Origin of the sequence: Martinezella lusitana (assembly GCF_010668395.1) — a bacterium.
In the GTDB taxonomy this organism is placed as follows: Bacteria; Pseudomonadota; Alphaproteobacteria; order Rhizobiales; family Rhizobiaceae; genus Rhizobium; species Rhizobium lusitanum_A.
Genome location: NZ_WUEY01000019.1, coordinates 93576 through 116508 on the forward strand (window position 1 = coordinate 93576; position 22933 = coordinate 116508).

Genomic DNA, 22933 nt, shown 5'->3' on the forward strand with positions numbered 1-22933 from the left:
CAGTGGCGCGCTCATCAGGTCTTGATCGTGTCGTCGTCATCAACGATCGTTCCGCGAGAATAGGCGGCGCATCGAATCTGGCCATCCTTTCGGCCGCCCTGCTGCAGGATGCGGGGATCGCCGTAACCTATTTTGCCGGCGATACCGCCGGCTCCGATCGGCCAGCGTCCGAAACCATCAATCTGGCAGCACAACCATTGATGCAGCAGAGCCGTCTGAATGCATTTGCCAACGGTCTCTACAATCGCCAAGCCTACACTTGCCTGAGCGATCTTATTTCGGAAGCCGATACGGAGGGCACCGTCTATCACGTCCATGGCTGGTCGAAGATCCTGTCCCCTTCGATCTTCCGCGCCCTATGGCCGGTGCGCGAACGGGTCGTCCTGCACGCCCACGACTATTTTCTCTCCTGTCCCAACGGGGGATTTGCCAATTATCGCAAGAACCAGGTCTGCCCCCTTACGCCAATGTCGATCGGTTGTCTGACGACGAATTGCGACAAACGCGGCTATCACGAGAAGCTCTGGCGTTCGGCGCGCCACCTGCTGCGGGAGCACTACTATCCCATCCGGCAGGTTGCGGCCAACATTGTGGTCGTACATCATCGCATGCTCGATTATTTCGCGCGAGGGCAGATCCAGCCGGCCAATATCGAAATCATCCGCAATCCGGTCGAACCTTTTCTTAGCGGTCCTTCCGATCCGTGGAAAAACCGCGATTTCTTCTTTGTCGGCCGGCTTGAACCGGAAAAGGGATTTGAAGATGCCGCGATGGCGGCGCGGCTTGCCGGCGTGAAGCTTTCCGTCATAGGCGACGGCGCAGGCCGGGCTCGCCTGGAGCGGGATTTTCCGGATGTCGCCATCCACGGATGGAAATCCAAGGAAGAGATGCGAAGCATACTTTGCCACGCGCGCGCCCTCGTCGTTTCGTCGCGCGTGCCCGAACCGTTCGGGCTGGCGGCGCTCGAGGCCGTGACAAGCGGCATACCCGTGATTTTACCGGATACGGCGCTCCTGAGCGACGAGCTCGTGACCCTTGGATGCGGGCTGACGTTTCAAAGCGGCAAGGTGGAAACGCTGGCGAGCGGAATGCGCCGGCTTGCCGGCGACGATATGCTGCTGCGGACGATGAGCGTGAACTGCATCCGCCGATCGGGTGACCTCGCACACACGCCGGCATCATGGCTGGACGCGTTGCTGGCGTTCTACGATGACGTTCTGGAACGCGCAAATGCGGGTAGCCTGGCCGCGAAGACAACGACAATCGGCGACTTTTCGGTCGTGGGTCGGCTGATCGATGAGAGGAGCTGACGCTTGTGGTTAGACGCCTGTTCGACCCCCTACGCCAATGGGACTAGCCCGATGCCCGCAGGGTCAATTGTCAAGGATGGGGGCAGCTGGCAGCCTCTTGGGAGAAGCTAAGAGTGGTGAGGGGTCTGAGATATGTTATCGACTTTTGACGACGTTGCCCACCGCGAGCGAACTCGCCGCGAAGTGAAAAGGGCGGAACGGTTCGGCCGCTCGAAACGCGTTGTCGACCTACTTCTTTCCGGTGCAGGATTGTTGTTCATGGCGCCGGCGCTGCTTGTCATCGCGATCGCGTTGCTTCTGGTCGATGGCCGCCCCATCATCTACCGCCATACCCGCATCGGCCGTGACGGACGGCCGTTCGAATGCCTCAAGTTCCGCACGATGCGCAAGGATGCGGATCGGTATCTGGCGGAGCTGCTTGCCCGCGACGAGAAGCGAAAGCTGGAATGGCTGTCGACGCAGAAACTGACGAATGATCCACGCGTGCATTGGCTCGGAAAATATCTGCGCATGAGCAGTGCCGACGAGCTGCCGCAGCTGCTGAACGTCCAGCGCGGCGAGATGAGCCTTGTCGGGCCTCGTCCCGTCGTCGCCTCCGAACTCGAGCGCTACGGATCCAACCTCTATTGCTATCTGGGGCTACGGCCGGGCATCACGGGCCTCTGGCAGGTCAATCGTCGGGCCGACACCACCTATGAAGAGCGCATTCAATTCGACCTGGATTACTTCCACAGCCGTTCGATGCGTGCCGATCTTGCCATTCTCGTCAAAACCGTCGGTGTCGTGCTGCTCGCGCGCAATGAAAAAGAACGTCTTACCAAATGAAGAACGCGGCTACAGCGACCCATACGACAAGGCAAAAGATCACCAGCATCCATCGAAGGAGGTATTTCTGGGTCGACCTGCCCGTTTGTCCTGAGGCGATATGGTCATGGTTGTCGTCTTTCATAAGCGGCTCTGCGTGGTGTTTCATGACGATGGCCGGCAAGCTCCTCTTCTGTTGCCGAGAATTTCGATCGGACCCCGGTGTCCAAGGGAGAAGTCTTTGTGAAATGATATCGTATATTTCCAGCTTTTCCCGCTTACAGGCAGCGCTTCATTGCACGGAATCATGTCCTGAATGGGAACACTATACATTTTATCTGGTGCAAAGCTTGAAGCCATTGTCCAAGTTCACAGCATATTTCGCCAGGACTACCCGACAAGGCATCGTGAATTCTGGTTTTCGCCCACCTCAGCCTGTCGTGATGGTGCGCTGATGGACAGCCTCCCGCTTCATCCCAAAAGGACCCGTTGGGCCGCGCTGAGACATTGGCTTCGCTCCCGCATGCCGTCGGTCGTCGGCGACGGAGCGTCGACGCTGGTTTCGAAAATCGTCTCGCAGGCCGTTCAGCTTCTGATATTCCTCGTTGCGGCCCGTGTGCTGGAATCGGCCGAATTCGGTCTCTATGCCTTCAGCTCCGCCATCGTGGTCATGCTGGTCGTGATTGCGGAAGGCGGGTGGGGCGAGTTCGTCATGAAGGCCGAATGCGGCGAGCGCGAGCTCGACCAGATCGGCACGATTTCGATTATTGCCGGCATGCTCGTGACCGTCGCTGGCCTGCTTGCAGCCGCCGTCGCCTGGCTCCATTTCGGCCGGTCGCACGAGGCGCTGCTTCTGGTTCTCTTCAGCTGCTGGTTCCTGCCATCGTCTCTTTATGCCGTTTATGACGGGCTATTGGTTGCCCGTGGCCTTCTGCGCAAGCAGGCCGCCATCCGCATAGCGAGCGAGGTAGCGGGACTTTGCGCGACCCTTCTGGGACTGTGGCTCGGGTGGAATGTGTTTTCGCTTGTGGCCGGCAGGCTCGTATCGCAGCTGGTCTGTCTTGGGGCTTCTGCAATCCTGCTCGGCTGGTTTCCCAATCTGTACCTGACCTGGCCCTTTGCACGCGAGGTTCTCGAATTTTCGCGTCATATCCTGTCGAACCGGCTGATCCTCTTTCTGCGTTCCTATTCGGGAACGTTGGCGATCGGCAGTTTTCTCGGTCTTACGGAGGCGGGGTATTATCGCGTCGCGGAACGCATCGTGGCGGCATTTTCCGAACTCATCGGCGAGCCGGCGCGCATGCTTGCCTGGACGCTGTTTCGCCGGTCGGCCATGGTGATCGGCGCCGACGGGAGGTCGGTTCGCGACGCCGGTTCATCCGCGACCGTCTTCATGACCGTCCTCATGGCGATTTCCGCGCCGATCTATCTCGGTTTGTCGCTGATATCGTCCGAGCTGATCGGTATCGTGCTCGGTGAAAAATGGGCGCCTGCCGCAGCCCTTGTGGCTATCCTGTCCATGAAGCAGGTCCTTTTGACCCCGGGTTACGTCACCGAGGCGCTTCTGTCCCTGTCGGGCAATATCAGGCGCATGCCGCGAACCCTGTTGCTCAACGCGTTGGTTTCGGTGTCGCTCGTCCTGGTCACCGCGCCCTTCGGTGTCGCAGCTGCGGCCTGGGGCCAATGTGTTGCATCGCTGATCTCTTTCCTGACCTCGATGCATTTGCAGCAAAACTACGGTGGCCTCGGGTGGGGCCAGGTCATACGCAAGAGCGGCTATGTTGCGGTCGCCATCGCCTTGATGGCCATCGCTGTCTACGGGCTCGGCCATTTCGCCGAAACATTCAGCATGCAGCGCGTGCCGACGGTCCTGCTTCAGGTCGTCACGGGGGGAGCGATCTACATCTGCACGCTTCTCGCGCTGGAGAAGATGATTGGAGATACGGCCGCGGTCCTGTCGGTCAGGCACTGATGGCGGCCGCCGGCGTGCATGGATAAGGAGATAGAAGATGACAGCCTCGTTGTGGTCCGGTTCGCCGTGGTCCAGTCATGCGCGATCAGCTCTAAAGGGCGCGGTGCAAGCCGCCGCGCAGGGCTTCTCGCCTCTGCGTCTGGCCGGAGGGCGGCTGAACTATCTTTCCCCGTTTCCGCGACGATTTACCGGTGCCTATGCCTCCTATGACGCCGCCATGGCGGCTGCCCGCAGGCGGACAATGGCCGGCTACGACCATGCGGAGATCGCAAGCGTCGCCTTCACCAAGATGTGCGAGGTGGCGCCGTGGGATTATTCCGTGCTGTTCTGGATGCGCAGCCTGCTGCCCGAGGTCGACGGCCTCGTCGATGCGGGTGGGCATATGGGAACGAAATATCGCGCCTTTCGTCCATTGTTGCAGTTGGACGATTCGTTTCGCTGGACCGTGTATGATCTATCGGCCATCGTCCGCGCCGGGCAAAGCCTTGCGGAAAAGGAAGGCTTGACGGGGCTGAGCTTCGTCGAACGGATCGAGGATGCCGGCGCGATGCCGCTCTTCCTTGGATCGGGGCTGATGCAATATCTCGATATGCCCCTGTCCGGTCTTCTGGCGCGCATGCCGCACCTGCCGCGACATCTGATCCTCAACAAGGTCGCTCTCCGCAAGGATGGCGCAATCGTCACGCTTGAACGTATCGGCAAGTCATATGTCCCTTACCAGATGCGTAACGAGGCCGAATTCATCGGCGATATTGCAAGGCTCGGCTACACGCAGGTCGATCGCTGGTCCATCCCGTCCCTGTCGCACGTCATCGACACCCACCCCGAACTGGGCCGCAGCGAGAGCGCCGGCTTCTATTTCCGGCTCGGCTAGCCTCGGTGAAGCAACAGGTCCGGTTCGCTCGCCTGTAGCGTGTGCGACCGTGCGGTCGCGTGCCGCTGCTTGAGGTGGTCGGCGAGCCGGATCGACAAGGCAAGCAGCATCAATGTCGGATTGGCATGACCCGGCGTCGGAAATACGGAACTGCCGGCAACGAACAGCCCATCGATGCCATGAACCATGGCATTGGTATCGACGACGCTCGTTCGCGGATCTGTGCCCATGCGGGTGGTGCAGGACGGGTGAGCCATGTCCATGAACGTGGCGCCGGTATTGTCGTCAGCGGCGATCCAATCCGGAAGTTGTGGTTTCGGCAGGCCGATGCGCGCAAACTCGTCGGCGATGGTCAGCGCAAGCCGTTTGACGCTGTCTGTTTCACGCCTGCCGATCTTCCAGTTGATGCGCGGCAATGGCTGGCCGAACCTGTCGCGTCGATCCGTGAGCGTGACGCGGCTTTCGGAATCGAGTTGCTGTTCCGCCATCACGTCGAAACGCAGTTCGATCGAGCGGTGGGGAAGTCCTCGCTTACGGATGATGCGGTCATAAAGTCCTGACGTAACCATGTCCGTCGATTTCGCGACGGCCAGAAGGTCTTCCTTCACCGTCTTGCTCGCTCCCTTCGTCAAGCGCTTGAGCGCCGCCCAGGGGTCGTCCTGGGCATGGATCTGGACGGGATAGGCGGCGCAGTTCGTGAGGCTTTCCCACGCCTGGATCTCCGGGCTCAGGGACAGTCCTCGAAGATAGAAATGCGTCCGTCCGCCATGGTTCACGCCATAGAAGTTGAAGTGTTTTGCAACGGCATCGATATCGCGACCGGTAAAGCGGCAGAGCGAGGTGCGCGGATGGTCGCAGAGGTAGCGCCCCACGATGTCATGACCGTTGCCGAGACCTACCGGCTGCACGGAATTCGATGCAAGCAGAAGGCGTGCATTTTCGATGCCGCCGCCGCAAAGAACGACCGTGTTTGCGTGGACGCTTGCGCTGCGGCCGTCCGGCCCCTTGAGTTCCAGCGAGGTTACCGTCCGGCCCTCTCCGTCGACATTGATCCGGGTCACCGTGGCATGGGTCAGAAAGTCTATGTTCCCGGCCGTGATATCGCGCGCGAGGCGGCTGAACCGTGTCGGTTCGGCACGCGGATGACGCATGTGACTGAACTGCCAGAAGAACGGCTGCAGGAGCCGCTTGTTCAAACCGAGATCCTCCGGCGGCGAATGCAAGAGTGTAAAGAGGCTTTCGTCGTAAAGATTAGGCCCGAGGTTGAGCAGTTTGCCAGCGCGATCAATGGCCGGTAGCAGCTGGCTACGCTCGATCGGCCAACCGGAAAGCGGCAGCCACGGCCGGCTCAGAAAATCGATTTCGGCAAAGGCGGCGCATTTGCCGATCCAGGTATGGCTGCTGCCGCCCAGCATGCGATTTCGCAGCTCGAATGCCGGGATATCGTTCAGCCATGCCAAGGCGCCGGTATAGCCCCGTCCTTCAGGCGTGGCCGCTGTCGAGACGAAAGGTTGCCCGATGCTTTCGACGGAATTCAATGCCTGAATCTCGGCCTCGTAATCGCTGCCGCCGCTTTCGATGACCAGAACGCGCATCTGCGTACCCGCGAGTTCGCGCGCAATCGCAATTCCTGCGGGGCCACCCCCGATGATGGCAATATCGGGATGCATTTCAATGGCTTCCGGCATCGATCTCAAGTCGTGGTTCATCATGGTCGTTTTCCATCCGCTTTTCCGCATTTTTACCAGCATCGCGTGCGCGCGGATAACTGTTCGATTGGCATAGGCGGGCTCGATATCTACCGATTTCGGATAGGTGTTGTGATCGTTCCGATATTGTTTTCAGTCGGATGGCCATGCTGAAAATCGCGTGTCCACACGTTAGGCTCCTACGCAAATGCCGCATTTCCTGGGGAGCAAAGAGTATGGCCAAAGTGGGGTTACGGGAGTGGTTGGCGCTCGCGCCGGTGTTTGCCTCTGGAAAGCTGGCGCGATACAGCGACGAGACCGGCGGCCCGCTGGGGCGTTTCGAGGCCGATTTCTGTGCTAAGTTCGGCGTCAGGCACGCGCTTACCATGAGTAGCGGAACAGGCGCCCTGGTTTCGGCACTGGTCGCCGCCGGCGTCGGGCCGGGCGATGAAGTGCTGGTGCCGGCCTACACCTGGATCGCGACCGCAGCCGCGCCTCTGGCGGCCGGCGCCGTACCGGTTCTCGTCGATATAGACGATACGCTCACCATGGATCCGCAGGACATACTGCGCAAGATCACCCCGCAGACAAGGGCAATCATTCCCGTCCATATGTCGAACATGGTGTGCGACATGGATAGTATCATGCGCATCGCCCGCGAGAACAACCTGGTGGTCATCGAGGACGCTTGTCAGGCCGTCGGATTGCGCTACAAGACCAAGCGGGTCGGCACGATCGGCGATTTCGGGGCGTTCAGCTTCAACCAGTTCAAGAACATAAATTGCGGCGAAGGCGGCGCGATCGCGACCAACGATGCGCGGCTTTTCGCACGCGCCCGCATGTACCACGATATCGGCTCCATGTTTCGCGGTCACCTCGACAATGCCAACGAGCCGCCCATGCTGGGAGTGAACTTCAAGGCGAACCAGATCCAGGGCGCAATGCTGAACGTCCAGTTGAAGAAGCTGGACCCGATGATTGCCCGCATGCGCGAACGCTACGATGTGATAAGCGAGATCTTCTCCAAGAACGGCCGGCTCATGGTGGGGCCTCACAACGATGTCGCCAATGCCGCCGGCCTTCACGTCATTTTCGAGACGTCGGAAGAGGCTAAGAGATTTGCCGAGGAAAACAGGCGTGGCGTCTACCGGCTCTTCGATTCCAGCCGCCATGTCTATACCAACTGGCAGCCGATACTGCAGCAGCGCACCGGCCATCCGGCGATGAATCCGTTTCACTGGACGGATCGCAAGATCGAATACACGCCGGAACTCTGCGCGCAAACGTTGGATATCCTGAAGCGCACCTGCCGCATCAGCCTTGGCGAGAACTATCCCGTCGCGCTGGTTGCCCATATCGCCCGGAAAATGTCACGGCAGGCCAAATCCAAGCCCACCGGCCTCTTCTACGCCACGATCTAGCATGGAGACGATCGGCCCTGACGTCATCGATGTCTGGAGCTGGAAGCTCGATATGCCGCCGCCGGATCTCGGCGCCTCCACGGAATTTCTGTCCGCCGACGAACGCGCCCGGGCAAGCCGCTTCGTTTACGACCGGGACCGGTATCGCTTTGTCGCCGCAAGGAGCGGGTTGCGCCTGATCCTGGCAGGCTATCTCGGGCTGTCACCGCAATCGATCTCTTTCGACTATGGGGCCAACGGAAAACCCTCCGTAGCGGCATGCGGCGCCTGTTCGATCCGCTTCAATCTCAGCCACAGCGCCGATCTTGCCGTGCTTGCCATTTCCGATCGCTACGAACTCGGCATCGATATAGAGGAAATACGCTTCCTGAAGGAAGATATTGCAAAGTGGTTCTTCTCCCGCAGGGAATATGAAACGCTGCGATCCCTGCCGGCCGATTGCTATCTGGATGGCTTCTATCGTTGCTGGACACGCAAGGAGGCGTTCATCAAGGCGCATGGGGCGGGGCTGTCGCTACCGCTGGACAGCTTCGACGTCGCCTTCGACAAGGCGGGCGAATCGCGATTGGAGCGGTTGGAGGGAGATCCTGACCCATCCGGGCACTGGATCGTTCTGGATCTTGCGACGCCGGTCAACTTCGCCGGCGCGGTCGTTGCCGCGACCGGAGGGCACGATGTACGCCTGCGCTATCGCGACGACGACTTCGGTCAGATGGTCAGCCTGGCATCCACGATATAGCGCCCGTCCGTGGCGTCGAAATGGTGGCAACCGCGAAGCCCCGCCTTGAAGGAGGGTGTTATCGTCCGGATACAGCGCTCGCGATAATCGTCGTGCGTCAGCGTCTCGATCTCCATGATGTTGAGTCCGTAACCATAGACGCCGTGGGAATTGTGCTGCGAGGGCCGCAGGAGCCGCCCTCCTTGCGCGAAGATGCGTCCGGCGCCTCTGGCCCCTGTGCTGCCGATGACAACCGGATTTCGCTTGTGCGGCTTGATCCCGGTCAGCGCCGGGCCATCGACCTCGAACAGATAGAGCTCGCTGCAGTGATCTTCGTAAGCGTGGAAATCCGAAAGGTTGGTGAACAGCCACCATCTGCCGTCATGGCGGATCAGAATGCTGTCGGCGGGCGACTGACCCTCGAAGGCGGTGGCATGAAGCTCCCATTTCAGCGGAAACTCGCAGCAGCGCCAGATCTCCAATCGTCGGGCCTGATGCGTTTCCGGTATCATGAAGATTTGGTCGCCGTCACGAAACACGAATGGATAGGACAGATGATAGGGGCGCTCCAGCGCCACCCCGACAGGCTGGAGTGCATCGCCGTCAAAACAGCCGACGGCGATATGCGCCTTGCGGTCGCCACGGGCATAGGCCTCGTAGAACAGATAGCATTTGCCATCGTGCTGGAAGAGAAACGGATCGGCCTTGATGCTGCTGCTGGAGGGAGGGATCTCAGTCGCCTCGCTCGGATCGAAGTCGTCGATCTCGCCGTGTCCCGTATAAAGGGTCCATATGGCGGAATCGGCGTGGAGCCTCGACTTGATCGCCTTGAGCGCTACGGCCGAAACCGAGCCCGCGACAATGCAGCCGTAGCGCAGAAGCTCGCCGAAAGACGGCGCGTGCCCATGTGCGGCATCGGCGCTGGCGGGCAGGTCGAACCGCCGCGTGTCCGCCAGTCGCGCCAGTTCACGCATCAGAAGCGTAACGCTTCGTTCCCGCACGAAAGCGCTCAATCTCGTTGCGCTTGGCTTGATATTGAATGCCGCTCTTGCGATCTCCACCCTGCCCGTGCCGCCGCATTTCGCATAGAGGACCAGATCGGCGGTCGGAGCGTGAGCAAGCACCTCCGCATATCCGAACCAGTCCGCCTCGGCCGAGCGCCGGTCGGAGAAATTGAAAGCCCATTCTCCAAAAGGCAATGCGGCGATCGCATCGTCCGCTATGCCCTTCGGCGTCGTGCGGATGACGAGATCGAGCTTCAGGCGGCTCAGGAACGATCCGGTGATGCTGTCGGCGGTGGACGAGGCGTCCGCCTCGATATCATAGCAATCGATGAAATGGCGGTGGCTGTTGAAATACTTCGGCGAATAGGCGGGTTGACGGGCAAGTGCCCGGGCCTCCAGCCGCGAGCTCCAGGACAACAGCCTCGAGGTCCTGTCTTCCTCGAACGGATGGGGATGGGTGAAGACCGCGGCGAGCTCCAGCCAGGGAGCCGCCAGAATCCGGTCCAGGATCATAAGTTCCCAATTCTCGAGCGCGCGTCCGCGAGCGACGAGAATGCCGACCCTCAATGGCTTGGTCTCGTTCATGACTGCTTCCCCTTATGGCTTGGTCACAGGCCATTGCATCGATCTAGCCGCCGGCAAGTTTTCCGGAGAGGGCCGACGCCAGGTCACGGATACCGGTGCTGGTGAGCGAATCCTCATGCCAGCCATCGATATCGACCACCGGGCAATCGTCGCCGATCGCATCGCCCCAGCCGAACCGCAACTGGCGCGCGCGCGCATGCGTTGCGCTGCTTCGCAGCAGGACGACGCTGGGATCCTTTGTTTGCGGCGGCTTGTAGTGACGTGCTGCCGCGACCAGCAGCTTGGTCACGGCTTCGTTCGCTTCCTCCTCAGGCGAATACTGCCCGGCCTTGACGCCGAATATCCGCAGAAGCGACAGCGAAACCTCGAACTCCTTGAGATAGTCGATCAGCCGTATGCGGCGGGACAGGAGCTTTCTGGTGAAGTAGGCAAGGCGCTTGCGCCGCCGCTCCCGGTTCCACTGCTTCTGCTCACGCTTCGGCAGGGAGGCGAAATATCCCGGAGCCCATGCATCGATGATTGCCGTCACGCCGACGTCCGTGCCTCTTTCCCGCAATTGCCGGCTGACCTCCATCGCAAGGACGCCATTGACGCAGAGCCCGACGATGGCGACACGCCCAACGGTCTTGCCGATCTGCATGGCATCTATCGCCTGGCTGGCGATATCCTCGATGCGCAGCCGATCCAGCCCCTTTGCCAGATCCGCGTGGAACATGTTGACGTTATGTACCGAAACCTCGTCCGGCATCGCATTGGCTAGGCGGTAATACAGAAACGGATGGTTGAGCGTATAGACCGCGCCGATCCCCGTGCCATGCTTGCAGGCGATCAGCTCCCACGGATTTACCGCTTTCGCCGGGGGTGCCGACGCTTCACCGACATCAAAGATCGCAGCTGCAAAGCCTGCAAACGTCGGCTGCTTGAATAGAAGCTGCAATGTCGGTGCAGCATCGAATCTTGCGCGTATTTCCGATAGGAGCCGTAGCGCGAGAAGCGAGTGGCCGCCGAGTGCGAAGAAATCATCATCCGGGCGTATTTGCGGAACCTGTAGGACCTCTTTCCAAAGCCCAGCAAGCGCGTCCATTCGCGTATCGACCGGCGTCGCGCTTGCGATGGCGCCATCCATCGGCGCAGCCTTGGCGGAAGCCGGCGTCCCCCGTTCCGGCGCAACGAGCGAAGAAAGCGGCGCCTCAGGGTGTTCGAGAGCGATTTCATAAGCGTCCTTCCATAGCTGCAGGAGGCTTTCGATCGTGGCGGCTTCGAACAGGTCGGCATTGTACTCGATCGACATGCGCCAGCCGGTCGGCCGGCCGATCATGATGAAGCTAAGATCGTAGATGACGCCGGGTGACTGCGAGGGCGAGCTGATCAGCTCGAAACCGCCATAGCGGCGATCCTCGAGAAAGGCCTTCTGCAGGTTGAAGTTGACGGAGATCAGCGGGTTGCGGGCCGGATCGCGCACCGGGTTGATGAGTTCGACGAGCTTGTTGAACGGCATGCGCTGATGGTTCAGCGCGCCTTCGATCGTGGTGCTGACGCGACGAATATGGTCGGCAAAGCTGACGTCGGAACTGAAATCGAAACGCAGGACCAGATTGTTGATGAAGACGCCGATCATGTCTTCCAGATCGCTATGTTCGCGCCCGGCGATCTGCGAACCGAACAGGACCGTCGGGGCCTGCGTCAACCGATGGAGGGCTGCGCTCAAAACGGCCGCTCCGAAGCTGTATTGCGAGACGCGGTGCGCGCGCGCGGCCGCGTCCATGCGATCCGTGAATGCCGGCGGCTGCGCGATGGAAAGAATATCGCCGCGATTGGTTTTGACCTGCCCGCGCGGCAGATCGGGTGCGACTTCGAAATAGGGGGCACCCAGCAGCGTCTCGCGCCAGAAGGTCTTCTCCGTCTCGAAGCCGTAGCTTTGCAGGTATTCCTGCTGCCAGAGGGCGTAATCGCCATACTGCAACGGTAGCTCGGGCAGGACCGGCGGCCGCCCTGCGTCGATCGCCGCCGCTATTTCACCGACTTCGCGCCCGAGAACGCGGATGGACCAGCCGTCGAAGCAGCTTTGATGCGCGGTAATCAGCAGAAAGCCGCGCTCGTTTTCAGCCATCAGCAGGGTCACGCGCAATAGACCCGGTATGGAAAGGTCGAAGGGCGCTTGCGCCGTCTCCTCGCCGATCGACAGGATTCTTGACTGGCGCTGTTCCGGCGGCATGCCGCGGAGATCGATCACCGACATCTTGAAGTTGACGTCGCTGAAGGCCTGCTGGAAGGGCTGGCCTCCCTTTTCGATGAACCGCGTTCTCAGTATTTCGTGGCGTTGAATGACCTTTCGAAAGGCCGCTTCAAGGGTCGCAACCTTGAAGGAGCCGCGGATCTCCCACCGAACCGCGACATTCAGCGCCGGATTGCCGGGATTGAGCTGATCGAGGATCCAGCAGCGCAACTGCGTCTGCGTGCACGGAAATTCACCGATGATGCTTGGTGCGGCAACCGAACCGCTTGGACTATTGTCAACCGTACTCATAGAGCTGCCCCCAGGCCGCGGCGTGCGCCGTTACGAAAATCACGCAAGGATGGTGTGTGTAGCTGGACGGGATCGGACAGAACCTCCCCCTGGCTGTCGGCGAAGGCCGCCAGCGCGGCAACCGTCGGATGGCGCAGCAGATGTTTTGCTTCCAGCGGCAAGCCGTTGTCGCGCATGCGGGCGGCGATACGGAAGATGGTCAGCGAATCCGCACCGAGCGCATAGAGATTGTCGTCGATGCCGATATCGCTGAGGTTCAGAACATCCTGCCATATCGTCAGCAGCCGCTGTTCCATCTCGGTTTTCGCCTGGACCTTGACCGGTGCGGCCTCACGCTGCGGTATGCCGCGTTGCTGCAAGGTTTTGCGATCGAGCTTTCCGTTGGCGGTATGCGGCAGCTCCTCTTCCATCACCCAGAAGCTCGGCACCATATGCGCCGGCAGGTTGGCTTTGGCGTGGGCCGCGATATTGGCCGCGGACGTCTCGTTGCCATTTGCGTTCGGCACGATGTAGCAGACCAGAGAGCGATCGCCCTTGGCGTTTTCTGCGACCACGACGGCGCATTGGCGTACACCTTCGGCCTTGGAAATGACGGCCTCTATGTCGCCGAGTTCGATGCGGAAGCCGCGCAACTTGATCTGCTGGTCGCGGCGCCCGAGCAATTGCAACGAACCGTCCGCAAGCCGCCGCCCGACGTCGCCGGTCTTGTAGAGGCGCATCGGCCTGCCGACGGCAAAGCAATGCGGGATGAAGGCCTTTTCGGTCAGATCGAGGCGATCGAAATAGCCTTCCGCCAGCCCGTCGCCGCCGATGTGCAGCTCGCCGATGACGCCGATGGGCGCGATATTCTCGCTCTGATCGAGGATGTAGAGCTGCGTGTTTGCTATCGGATGGCCGATCGTGATCGGCTGATCGGCATCCGTGACGCGTTGCAACGACGACCAGATCGTCGTTTCCGTCGGCCCGTACATGTTCCAGAGTTCGCCGCCGATCGCCAGCAGGGAGCGCGCCAGTTCCTTGGGCAGGGGCTCCCCGCCGCACAGCATCTTCAGCGTCCGCCGCTCCTTCAGGCCAGCCTCGACCAGCATCTGCCATAGCGTCGGCGTAGCCTGCAGCACCGTGGCTTCGTGTTCGCCAATGAGCTTGACCAGAGCAAACCCGTCCTGAACCTGGCTACGGCTGGCGATGACGACTTTCCCGCCCGTGATCAGCGGCAGGTAAAGTTCCAGGCCGGCGATATCGAAGGAAATGGTCGTGACCGCGACGAGCGTATCGCTCGCATCGAATCCAGGCTCCCTGGCCATGGAGAGAAGGAAGTTCGTCAGGGACCGATGCGAGACCTCGACGCCTTTCGGCATGCCGGTCGAACCCGAGGTGAAGATGATATAGGCGGATGCCGTCGTATCCACCGGCAAGGTCTTCAGGGGAAGGCCGGTCATCGAGCTGATCGCCTTGGCGTCCTTGTCGAGCCGGATGACGGGAGTCTGCGCGGCGGCGAGCCGGGCCGTGTCGTCGCTGTCGCAAAGCAGGCCGCCGATGCGCGCGACATCCAGCGTCTGCCGCAGGCGTGGCTCTGGATGAGCCGGATCCATCGGCACATAGGTATGCCCTGCCTTCATGACCGCGAGGAGCGCGACGATCATGTTCAGCGAGCGTTCGACCAGTATGGCGATGCGCTGACCAGGATCGGGAATTGCCATCTGGAGGTAGAGGGCGAGCTGGTTTGAGCGCATTTCCAGCTCACCGTAGCTGATCGTCTCGCCATCATGCTGCGCAGCGACGGCATTCGGATGTTCGGCCGCCCGCTTGGTGAAGAGCGAGAAGACGAACTGATCATGATCGTAAGGCGCGGCTGTCCGATTGAGATCGTCGATCAGCCATGACTTCTCCTGCGCGGACAGCAACGGCAGTTCGCCGACCTTGCGCTCCATGTCGTTTGCCAGTGCGGCGGCCAGCGTCGAGAAGTGGCCAATCCATCGTTCGACCGTCGCGCGATCGAAGACATCGGCGTTGTAGTCGACGTCGATGCGGATATGGTCGGACGCCTCGATCATGTTGAAGAAGAGATCGAAGTTGGAGAAGGCTTTCGCGTTCGGCTCCATCGTCGATTTCAGGTCGCCGAACGTCGAGCCGCCGGCCACGCGTTCGAGGTTGAACTGGATTTCAGTGAGCGGCAGCCGCCTTGGATCGCGTTTTGTATCCAGCTTGCGCACCAGGGTGCCGTATGTGTAGTCCTGATGCTCGAAGGCCTGGAAGACCAGTTGCTGCGTTGCCTTCAGATGGGCGGCGAACGCCTCTGCCCGCAATACCGATTGACGCAGCGGCAGCAGATTGACGCAATGCCCGACCAGGGTCCGGCCATCCAGCAGGCTTTGTCCGGCCGATGGAATGGCGATGACGATATCGTCCTGACCGGACAAGCGCGATATCATTACCTGCAGCGTGGCCAGCAGGGTCGAAAACAGCGTGGCCCCCGATTTGGCGCCTTTCTTCTTCAGAGCCTTGTAGACGTCCGCGTCGATATAGCCGGTGCAGGTTCCGCCTGCGAAGCTGCGATATTCCGGACGCGGCCGGTCGAGCGGCAGGTCGGGCAGGTCCGGAACGGTCTTGAACTGATCCAGCCAGAACTGCTCGGTTGCCTGGGATTTTTCCGGCCTGGGAGAAAGATCCGTCGAATAGGTCGCGAAGGAGAGCGCCGGCTCAAAGTGCGGAGCATTGCCCGCCTTGAAGGCTTCATAAGCCGCCGACAGCTCTTCGACGAACGTGTTGATCGACCAGCCGTCGCAGATGATGTGATGGGCCGTGAAGACCAGCACATGTTTTTCAGGCGCCAGCTTGGCGATGCTCGCGCGAACAAGCGGGCCGTTGATGAGATCGAATGGCGTATGGGCCTCGTCGTCCACGAAGTCGGCCAGGTCCTTCATGTCGAAGCCTTCGAGGATCGGCAGATCGAGCTTGAAGTCCGGAATGAACTGGAAATGCTCGCCACCGCGGTCGAAACGAATATGAAAGGCGTCGTGGCGCGCAATGACCGTGTCGAAGGCGCTCTTGATGGCCGCCTCGTTCAGGATCCCTTCCAGCGTCAGCGAGAAGGACTCGTTGAATGAGCAGGACGCCTCGTCACCCGCCTGCGCCGCAAGCCATATTTCTGTCTGGGCTTCCGTCAACGGCGCGGACAGAGGCTTTGCAACGGATGCCAACGCCTGCTTCGGAGGGGCGGATAGCTCCTCTCTTGCCGTGAATATCCCCACGGCCTGCATGGCATCGAGGCTGTCGCGGAATGCTTTCGCAATGAAGTCGAAGTCATCCTCGCTGTGGGCTGTCGTCAGGAAGCAGGGATAACCGTCCTGGATATGGACCCCATTCAGCCGCATCTGGGCATAGAACAGGGCTCCGAGCGGATCCTGGCTGGAAAAGTCGGTCGCGAACCAGCTCTTGTAGCCGTGAACGACATCGGCAATGCCGCGCCGGGCAAGATCGGCCTTGATCTCGGCAACCATCGCCTGCGTCCGCTCGGCGACACGGTCGTAGAGAGCGGATCCCTCTCCCTTGATGTGGTGCAGCACGGCGTTTGCGGCGGCAAGCGTCAGCGGATGGCGGACGAAGGTGCCGGCAAAGAATGTCGGGGCCGTCATCGGAACGGAACTGTCGCCATAGGCCCAGTGGCCGCCGTCGAGCGCGTCCATGAAGCGCGGGCTGCCGACAAGCACGCCGATCGGCATTCCGCCGCCGACGACCTTGCCATAGGTCGCCATGTCGCCCTTGATGCCCCAGATCGCCTGCATGCCGCCCGGATCGACGCGGAAGCCGGTGACGACCTCGTCGAAGACCAGCGCGAATTCGGATCTGGTGGCGATGTCGCGCAGTTCCAGCACGAAGTCTCGCGGCTGCAGTTCCGGATGCCGGCTCTGGATCGGCTCGATGATGACCGCGGCGATATCTTCGGCGTTGGCGCGGATGAAATCGAGACTTTCCGGAGCGCCGTAGCGCAACACCGTCATGTTGGACACGGATGCCATCGGGATGCCGGATGCGACCGGAAGCGCGATCGGCTTGTCGGCGCGGTTGCGGCCCTTGACCAGAACCTCGTCGAACTGGCCATGATAGTCGTTGGCAAAGACCACGACGCGGTCGCGGCCGGTGACTGCGCGGGCAAGCCGCATCGCCGCCATGACAGCCTCCGAGCCGGTATTGCAGAAGGTGACGCGCTCATGACCGGTGATTTGGGCGATCATCCTTGCAACGTCGCCGGCAAGCGGCGTCTGCGGGCCGATGGCAAATCCACGGTCGGCCTGAGCCTTGACGGCGTCGATGACGAAATCGGGTGCGTGGCCGAAGGCGGTCTGCCCGAAGCCATTGACCAGGTCGACATATTTATTGCCGTCGACATCCCAGATATAGGCGCCCTTGGAATGGTCGCAGACGATCGGGAAGACCATCTCCTTCCAATCCACCCGGAAGCCCGACGCGGAACGGGGGTCGGCGAGATGCCCGCGATGCTCCTGTGTAAAGCTCTTGGACCTGGCGTTCTTGGTTTCATAGGCCTTGGTGAGGCTGGCTATGAAATCCTGCTTGGCTGTGGAAATCTCCGATGCCACGCTCTTCGCATTCGGGCGGTAGAGCTTGATGCGTTCGGTGCCGAAATCGCTTTCGGCGGCTGCAACGGGAGCCGGTGCGCTTGCCGCGGCCTGCGGCGGCGGCACAGTGGCCGCTGTCGGCGTCGCGCCCGGGGCCGCCGGGGTCAATGCAGCCTGGGGGTTGCCCTGCATGGTCTGCAGCATCACCAGCTGTTGGGCAAACAGGGCTTGCGCCATCTGGATCTGGGATTGCATCACCGTGGCGAGATCCGATGCCGCAGCCGGCATCGATGCGATCTGGGCGGCCGGCGGCATGGTTGCGGGCGCTATCTGCATGGGCATAGCCGGCATCGGCGCGGCAGCGACGGGAGAGGCGGCCGGCATGGGCTCAACCGCCTTGACCGCTTCGGGTGGCATTTGCCGATCGAGATAAACAGCCAGATCGGCAACGGAAGGGATGTCACTCAGCAGCTCCCGGAAGGAGATCTTGACCTTGAAGTCCTTCTCGATGCGCTGGGCAAACTGACCGACGAAAAGCGAGTCGAAGCCAAGTTCCAGGAATGTCGCCGTCCGCTCGTCCGGTCCCAGCGTTTCGCCCGACATGTCGCTCAGCAAGGTCAGAAGGGCGGTTTCCAACTGCGGCAGGCGGCTGGATATGAGAATTGGTGCTGCAACGTTCATCGCTCGATTCTCCTCGGTGAGGTTGACGTCAGAGACTAGGGAATCGCTTGCCGGGCGACTCTCCGCGTTGATGCCGCCGTTCCGCGTCGATGCGCGACGTGCGGAAGGGGGGGCATCGATCCAGTGGCGCTGTCTCTGGAATGGATAGGTCGGCAGGGACAATCGCTGCCGGGCTGCGGCCGGGAGAGCCGGCCAACCAAGCCGGCAGCCCGTCATCCACAGCTTGCCGTGGGCTTCCGCCAGAGTTTCGGCGGCAGCAGAGGCCCGGTCGTGTTCGGGCAGGGATTGTATGACAGCCGCAAGATTGTCGCGGGCGATGGTTTGAGCGGCGAAGACCGACAAGGTGCGCCCCGGCCCGACTTCCAGAAGAACGGGTTTGCGATCGCGACACAGCGTGGCGAGCCCATCGGCAAAACGGACGGTATCGCGGCAATGCATGGCCCAATAGCCGGGAGAGGTCGCCAGCTCGTTGGTCTGCCAATCGCCGGTGACGCTCGAGATGAAGGGTATGGTAGCCGTGCCGTAGGTGACTTTCTCCGTCTCCTGGCGCAGCGCCAGAGCGGCATCCGTCATCATCGCGGAATGGAAGGCGTGTGACGTATGCAGCCGGCTGAAGGCGATATCGGCAGCGGACAGCGCCGCGCAAACCTTGTCGATGTCGCCAAACGGGCCGGAGATGACGCAGAGCTTCGGGGCGTTGATCGCGGCAATCTCGACCTCGCCTTGCAGATAGGAAGCCGTCGTGCTCGCGTCGGCGCGTACCGATACCATCGCGCCCTGTGGCTGATGCTGCATCAGTCGCCCGCGATTGGCGACGAGACGCAGGCCGTCTTCGAATGAAATGACATTGGCGAGCGTGGCGGCAACAAACTCGCCGACGCTATGACCGATCATGGCATACGGCTTCACGCCGCGGCTGAGCCAGAGCCGGGCAAGCGCATATTCGACCAGGTAGAGACAGGGCTGGGCAATCCGGGTTTCGCGCTGCTCATCGGCAATGGCCTGCGTGGCGGAGCCGGTGTGGCAGATGTAGTCACGCAGATCGAGCCCAAGGGTCATTTTCAGGAGCTCGGCGCCACGGTCGATCCAGCGGGCAAATTCCGGTTCGGAGCTGTAGAGGCCGGCGCCCATGCCGACATATTGCGCGCCCTGGCCGGGAAACATGAATGCGACGGGTGGCTGATCGGCGGCGGCGAACGGTTGATAGTTGTCCGTCGTCAGCTTGACGACCGCCTCATCGAGGCTTCCCGCGGCAACTGCCAGCCGATGGCCGAATTCGCGTCGTCCCGTTTGAAGCGTATGGGCGAGCTCAGCGACCGAGAGCTTCGGGTTCCAGGTGAGATAATCACTCAGATTGACCCGCATCCTCTCAAGGGCGGGCCTGCTGCGCGCCGAAAGGGGGAGGATGTAATGACCCTTTACCTCTTTCGACGTAGTCGAGGGACGAGGAGGTTCCTCCAAAACGATATGGACATTCGTGCCGCCTACGCCGAAAGCGCTGACACCGGCTCTTCGTGGTGCCGGGCCCTTCGGCCAGTCGATCGTTGTTGTCGGAATGTAGAAGGGACTGCCTTCAAGCACGATGTGTGGATTGGGTTGGCGATAGTTCGGCATCGGCGGAATCTTTGCGCTACTCAGCGCCAGCGCCGTCTTGATGAGACCTGTGACGCCGGCGGCGCAGTCGGTATGGCCGATGGTGCCCTTGACCGATCCAAGCGCACAGCTTGCCGTTCCCGGCGCATCATGTGTGAATGCTCTCGTCAGTCCGTTGAACTCGATGGGATCGCCGAGCGGCGTGGCGGTGCCGTGGCATTCGATATAGCCGATCGACGAAGGGTCGATGTCGGCATTGGCAATCGCCGCCGCAATCGCTTCCGCCTGCCCCTCCACGCTCGGCGCGGTGAAGCCCACCTTGTCGCTGCCGTCGTTGTTGATGCCGTAGCCGCGAATGATCGCGTAGATGTGATCGCCATCCTGAAGCGCATCTTCATAGCGCTTCAGGAGAACGACACCGGCTCCGCTGGCAAAGACCGTTCCCGCGGCGTCGGCGTCGAACGGCCGGCAGGCGCCATCGGGCGATGCCATTCCGCCTTCCTGATAGAGGTAACCCCTCTTTTGCGGGATCGTGATCGAGACGCCGCCCGCGAGAGCCATGTCGCAGCTGTAGGTGAGCAGGTTCTGACATGCTTGCGAAACGGCCAGGAGGGAAGTTGAGCATGCCGACTGCAGCGTAAAGGCGGGGCCGCTCAAGTTGAACTTATAGGCGACGCGCGTGGACAGCGTGTCGTTGAGCGCGCCGACGAGTTCATGGAAGCTTCCGATCTGGTAGTTCGAGGTGAACTCCTCCGCCTTTGCGCGGTCGTGCAGGACGTTGTTGATCAGGTAGGTCGGCATCGAGGAGCCGGCGAAGACCCCGATCGGGCCGGCATAGCGTTGCGGATCGTAACCGCCGTCCTCGAGCGCCTCCCAGCATATTTCCAGGAAGATCCGATGTTGCGGATCGGTGATGGCAGCCTCGCGCGGAAACATGCCGAAAAACTCGGCGTCGAACATATCGGCGCCTTCGAGATGCGGCCTTGCGGCGACGTAGTTGGGTTGCGCCCGCTCTTCGTCGGTGAAGGCGTCTTCGATCTCATCCGGCGAGAACCGCGAAAAGGCGTTCTTCCCCTCAAGGATCAGTTGCCACAGCTCACCCACCGAGGGGGCGCCTGGAAAGCGGCCGGACATGCCGATAATGGCGATATGACCGGAATTCTGCTCGCTCTGATCTTCATTGTCCTCGAAATCACGCTCTTCGTCATTCTCCGGGTGATTCCGTTTCATAAGGAGCTCCTGCGGATGTGAGAGATTGCCTTTTTCTGCAGCGCCGCGCGCTGAGCGGCGGCGGCGATGCGTGTCGGGCCAGGCGCCCGGCCGTCGAGATAAAGCGCCAGTTCCCGGATCGTCGTGTGACGCAGCAATGCAACCACATCGATCGGCCGACCGAGCGCGTCTTCGAGACCGGCATGAATTTCCATCAGTTGAAGGGAGGTGCCGCCGAGGTCGAAGAAATTCCTGTCGAGATCGATGCTGGCCAGTCCCAACGCCTCTTGCCACAGACCCGTCAGCAGCTCTTCGGTCCGGCTCCTCGGGTCGGACGGCCTTACCTGTGCTTCGATCGGCGGCGGCGGCAGCTTCGAACGGTCGACCTTGCCGGCCGCCGTCAGCGGCAGGGCATCGACGATCACGGCGGCGCTCGGGATCATGTAGGTCGGAAGGGTTTCGCGCAGCGTGGCGATGACGCCCTGCACCAGATCGGCGCCCGCTCCGATATGACTTTCCTTCGGGCAGAGATAGGCGACGATGCGCTTCAGGTTTTCGCCCTGTATGTGGCAAAGGACGATGCCGTCGGCAAGGCGCGGATCACGCCTGAGCGCGGCTTCGATCTCGTCGAGCTCGATGCGCTTGCCATTGATCTTGACCTGTCTGTCGCGCCGTCCCTTGAAGGTAACGGTGCCGTCGGGTTTCAGGCAGGCCACATCGCCTGTCAGATAGAAGCGCGTCCGGCCGTCTTTCGTGTCTATGGTCACGAATTTCTGATCCGTCAGCTCCGGACGCTTGAAATAGCCGATGGCGAGGCCGTCGCCCGATATCGCCAGCTGGCCCTCGATCCCCGCAGGAAGGATGCGCAGTTCCTCGTCCAGTATGGCGATGCCTGTATGAGCGATGGCCTTGCCGATCGGCAGTTCGCCGCCTGAAAAACTCGGCAGGACCTGGAAAGCCGTAGCAAAGACCGTCGTCTCGGTCGGGCCGTAGGCATTGGTCAGCTTGCAGCCGGGATGATGTTCCAGAAAGCGTCGGGCATGAACGGCCGACCCCACGTCCCCCCCAAAAAGAATATGGCGAAGCCTCGGCAGGGATGCTCGGGCATGATCGGCAAAAAGGTTGAACAATCCCGTCGTGAGGAAGGAGATGCTGACATCCGTCGCCTGCATGAAGTCGCACAGGCGCGAGATGGAGAAATCGGTGTCGGGCATGATTGCCAATGTGCAACCATTGAGAAGTGCGCCCCAGATTTCGAGGGTCGATGCATCGAAGGAGATGGTGGCGGTATGAAGAACGACGTCGTCCCGGCGAAAATCGATATAGGTCTGATCAAGGACGACACGGGCGATGCTGCGATGGCAGATCATCGTTCCCTTGGGGCGGCCGGTCGAACCGGATGTATACATGATATAGGCGAGATCGCCGCCATTCACGGCGATGGCCGGTGCGGCCATCCGTGGTTTGCCCGCCATTTCGGTTATGATGGCATTGGCCTCGATGACCTTGCCGTTCATGCTCGGGATGCGGCTGAGCTTGTCGCCATCGTCCGTATCGACGAAAATGACCTTCGGTGCACATTCACCGATGACAAAATCGAGGTGCTCGATCGGAAGGGCGGGGTCAAGCGGAAGGTAGGCGCCTCCGGCTTTCAGGATGGCCAGGGTGCAGATGATCGCATCGACGCTACGAGGCAGGAAGAGACCGACAATATCGGCCTTGTGGACGCCGATGCGTATCAGGTGCAACGCAAGCGCATCCGATATGCGATCGAGATCGCAGTAGTTGATGCGGGTGTCGCCATAGACGAGAGCTGTTGCCTGTGGCGCAGCCCGAGCCTGGACGCGCAGCATTTCATGAAGGCAAAGGTTGCGATCGTAATGCATAATGGCTGCGTCATTTGCTTCTGCTTGAGCATCACGGTCAATCATCATCGCTCTCCGGGTTGTCCTGCGACTTGCGACGACGCG

At 61.0% G+C, this 22933-nt stretch carries 11 protein-coding genes; 6 read left to right on the plus strand and 5 right to left on the minus strand.

The annotated features are described in order from the left end of the window. Nucleotides 1-2: 2 nt before the first annotated feature. From GR212_RS37650 to GR212_RS28850, 4 genes are all read left to right on the plus strand, one after another. The gene (locus GR212_RS37650; RefSeq protein WP_163992003.1) at nt 3-1310 is read left to right on the plus strand and encodes a glycosyltransferase; all 1308 of its coding nucleotides are present in this window, start codon (nt 3-5) and stop codon (nt 1308-1310) included. 132 nt (nt 1311-1442) lie between these two features. Beyond that, the gene (locus tag GR212_RS28840) at nt 1443-2135 is read left to right on the plus strand and encodes a sugar transferase (RefSeq protein ID WP_163992005.1); all 693 of its coding nucleotides are present in this window, start codon (nt 1443-1445) and stop codon (nt 2133-2135) included. A gap of 502 nt (nt 2136-2637) precedes the next feature. Beyond that, entirely contained in the window at nt 2638-4086 is a 1449-nt protein-coding gene (locus tag GR212_RS28845) for an oligosaccharide flippase family protein (RefSeq protein ID WP_246726023.1), read from the plus strand. A 37-nt stretch (nt 4087-4123) separates the two neighbouring features. After that, complete coding sequence (locus tag GR212_RS28850) at nt 4124-4960, plus strand: methyltransferase, TIGR04325 family (RefSeq protein ID WP_163992009.1); 837 nt, start codon at nt 4124-4126, stop codon at nt 4958-4960. On the opposite strand, the gene GR212_RS28855 is transcribed toward GR212_RS28850, so the two are convergent. Continuing rightward, nucleotides 4957-6672, minus strand: coding sequence for a GMC oxidoreductase (locus GR212_RS28855; RefSeq protein WP_246726024.1), 1716 nt, complete (start codon nt 6670-6672; stop codon nt 4957-4959). The genes GR212_RS28850 and GR212_RS28855 overlap by 4 nt on opposite strands. A 212-nt stretch (nt 6673-6884) precedes the next feature. Between GR212_RS28855 and GR212_RS28860 the strand changes: the two genes are divergently transcribed. Further along, the gene (locus GR212_RS28860) at nt 6885-8069 is read left to right on the plus strand and encodes a DegT/DnrJ/EryC1/StrS family aminotransferase (protein ID WP_163992013.1); all 1185 of its coding nucleotides are present in this window, start codon (nt 6885-6887) and stop codon (nt 8067-8069) included. 1 nt (nt 8070) lies between these two features. Continuing rightward, entirely contained in the window at nt 8071-8808 is a 738-nt protein-coding gene (locus GR212_RS28865; RefSeq protein WP_163992015.1) for a 4'-phosphopantetheinyl transferase family protein, read from the plus strand. On the opposite strand, the gene GR212_RS28870 is transcribed toward GR212_RS28865, so the two are convergent. From GR212_RS28870 to GR212_RS28885, 4 genes are read right to left on the minus strand one after another with little or no spacing between them, the layout of a single operon-like run. Continuing rightward, nucleotides 8778-10376 carry a glucosamine inositolphosphorylceramide transferase family protein gene (locus tag GR212_RS28870; RefSeq protein WP_163992017.1) on the minus strand — a complete coding sequence of 533 codons (1599 nt, stop codon included), beginning with the start codon at nt 10374-10376 and terminating at the stop codon, nt 8778-8780. The two genes, GR212_RS28865 and GR212_RS28870, sit on opposite strands and share 31 nt — an antisense overlap. 43 nt (nt 10377-10419) lie before the next feature. Continuing rightward, entirely contained in the window at nt 10420-12903 is a 2484-nt protein-coding gene (locus GR212_RS28875) for a condensation domain-containing protein (protein ID WP_163992019.1), read from the minus strand. Next, entirely contained in the window at nt 12900-20984 is an 8085-nt protein-coding gene (locus GR212_RS28880) for a non-ribosomal peptide synthetase/type I polyketide synthase (protein ID WP_163992021.1), read from the minus strand. The genes GR212_RS28875 and GR212_RS28880 overlap by 4 nt, the downstream gene beginning before the upstream one ends. After that, nucleotides 20981-22897 carry a non-ribosomal peptide synthetase gene (locus tag GR212_RS28885; RefSeq protein ID WP_246726026.1) on the minus strand — a complete coding sequence of 639 codons (1917 nt, stop codon included), beginning with the start codon at nt 22895-22897 and terminating at the stop codon, nt 20981-20983. The genes GR212_RS28880 and GR212_RS28885 overlap by 4 nt, the downstream gene beginning before the upstream one ends. Between the last annotated feature and the right edge of the window lie 36 nt (nt 22898-22933).

Excerpts from the sequence above, each read along its gene's own strand:
- GR212_RS28840 (WP_163992005.1), top strand. The coding sequence starts at position 1,443 with ATGTTATCGACTTTTGACGACGTTGCCCACCGCGAGCGAACTCGCCGC.
- GR212_RS28845 (WP_246726023.1), top strand. The coding sequence starts at position 2,638 with ATGCCGTCGGTCGTCGGCGACGGAGCGTCGACGCTGGTTTCGAAAATC.
- GR212_RS28850 (WP_163992009.1), top strand. The coding sequence starts at position 4,124 with ATGACAGCCTCGTTGTGGTCCGGTTCGCCGTGGTCCAGTCATGCGCGA.
- GR212_RS28855 (WP_246726024.1), bottom strand. The coding sequence starts at position 6,672 with ATGATGAACCACGACTTGAGATCGATGCCGGAAGCCATTGAAATGCAT.
- GR212_RS28860 (WP_163992013.1), top strand. The coding sequence starts at position 6,885 with ATGGCCAAAGTGGGGTTACGGGAGTGGTTGGCGCTCGCGCCGGTGTTT.
- GR212_RS28865 (WP_163992015.1), top strand. The coding sequence starts at position 8,071 with ATGGAGACGATCGGCCCTGACGTCATCGATGTCTGGAGCTGGAAGCTC.
- GR212_RS28870 (WP_163992017.1), bottom strand. The coding sequence starts at position 10,376 with ATGAACGAGACCAAGCCATTGAGGGTCGGCATTCTCGTCGCTCGCGGA.
- GR212_RS28875 (WP_163992019.1), bottom strand. The coding sequence starts at position 12,903 with ATGAGTACGGTTGACAATAGTCCAAGCGGTTCGGTTGCCGCACCAAGC.
- GR212_RS28880 (WP_163992021.1), bottom strand. The coding sequence starts at position 20,984 with ATGAAACGGAATCACCCGGAGAATGACGAAGAGCGTGATTTCGAGGAC.
- GR212_RS28885 (WP_246726026.1), bottom strand. The coding sequence starts at position 22,897 with ATGATGATTGACCGTGATGCTCAAGCAGAAGCAAATGACGCAGCCATT.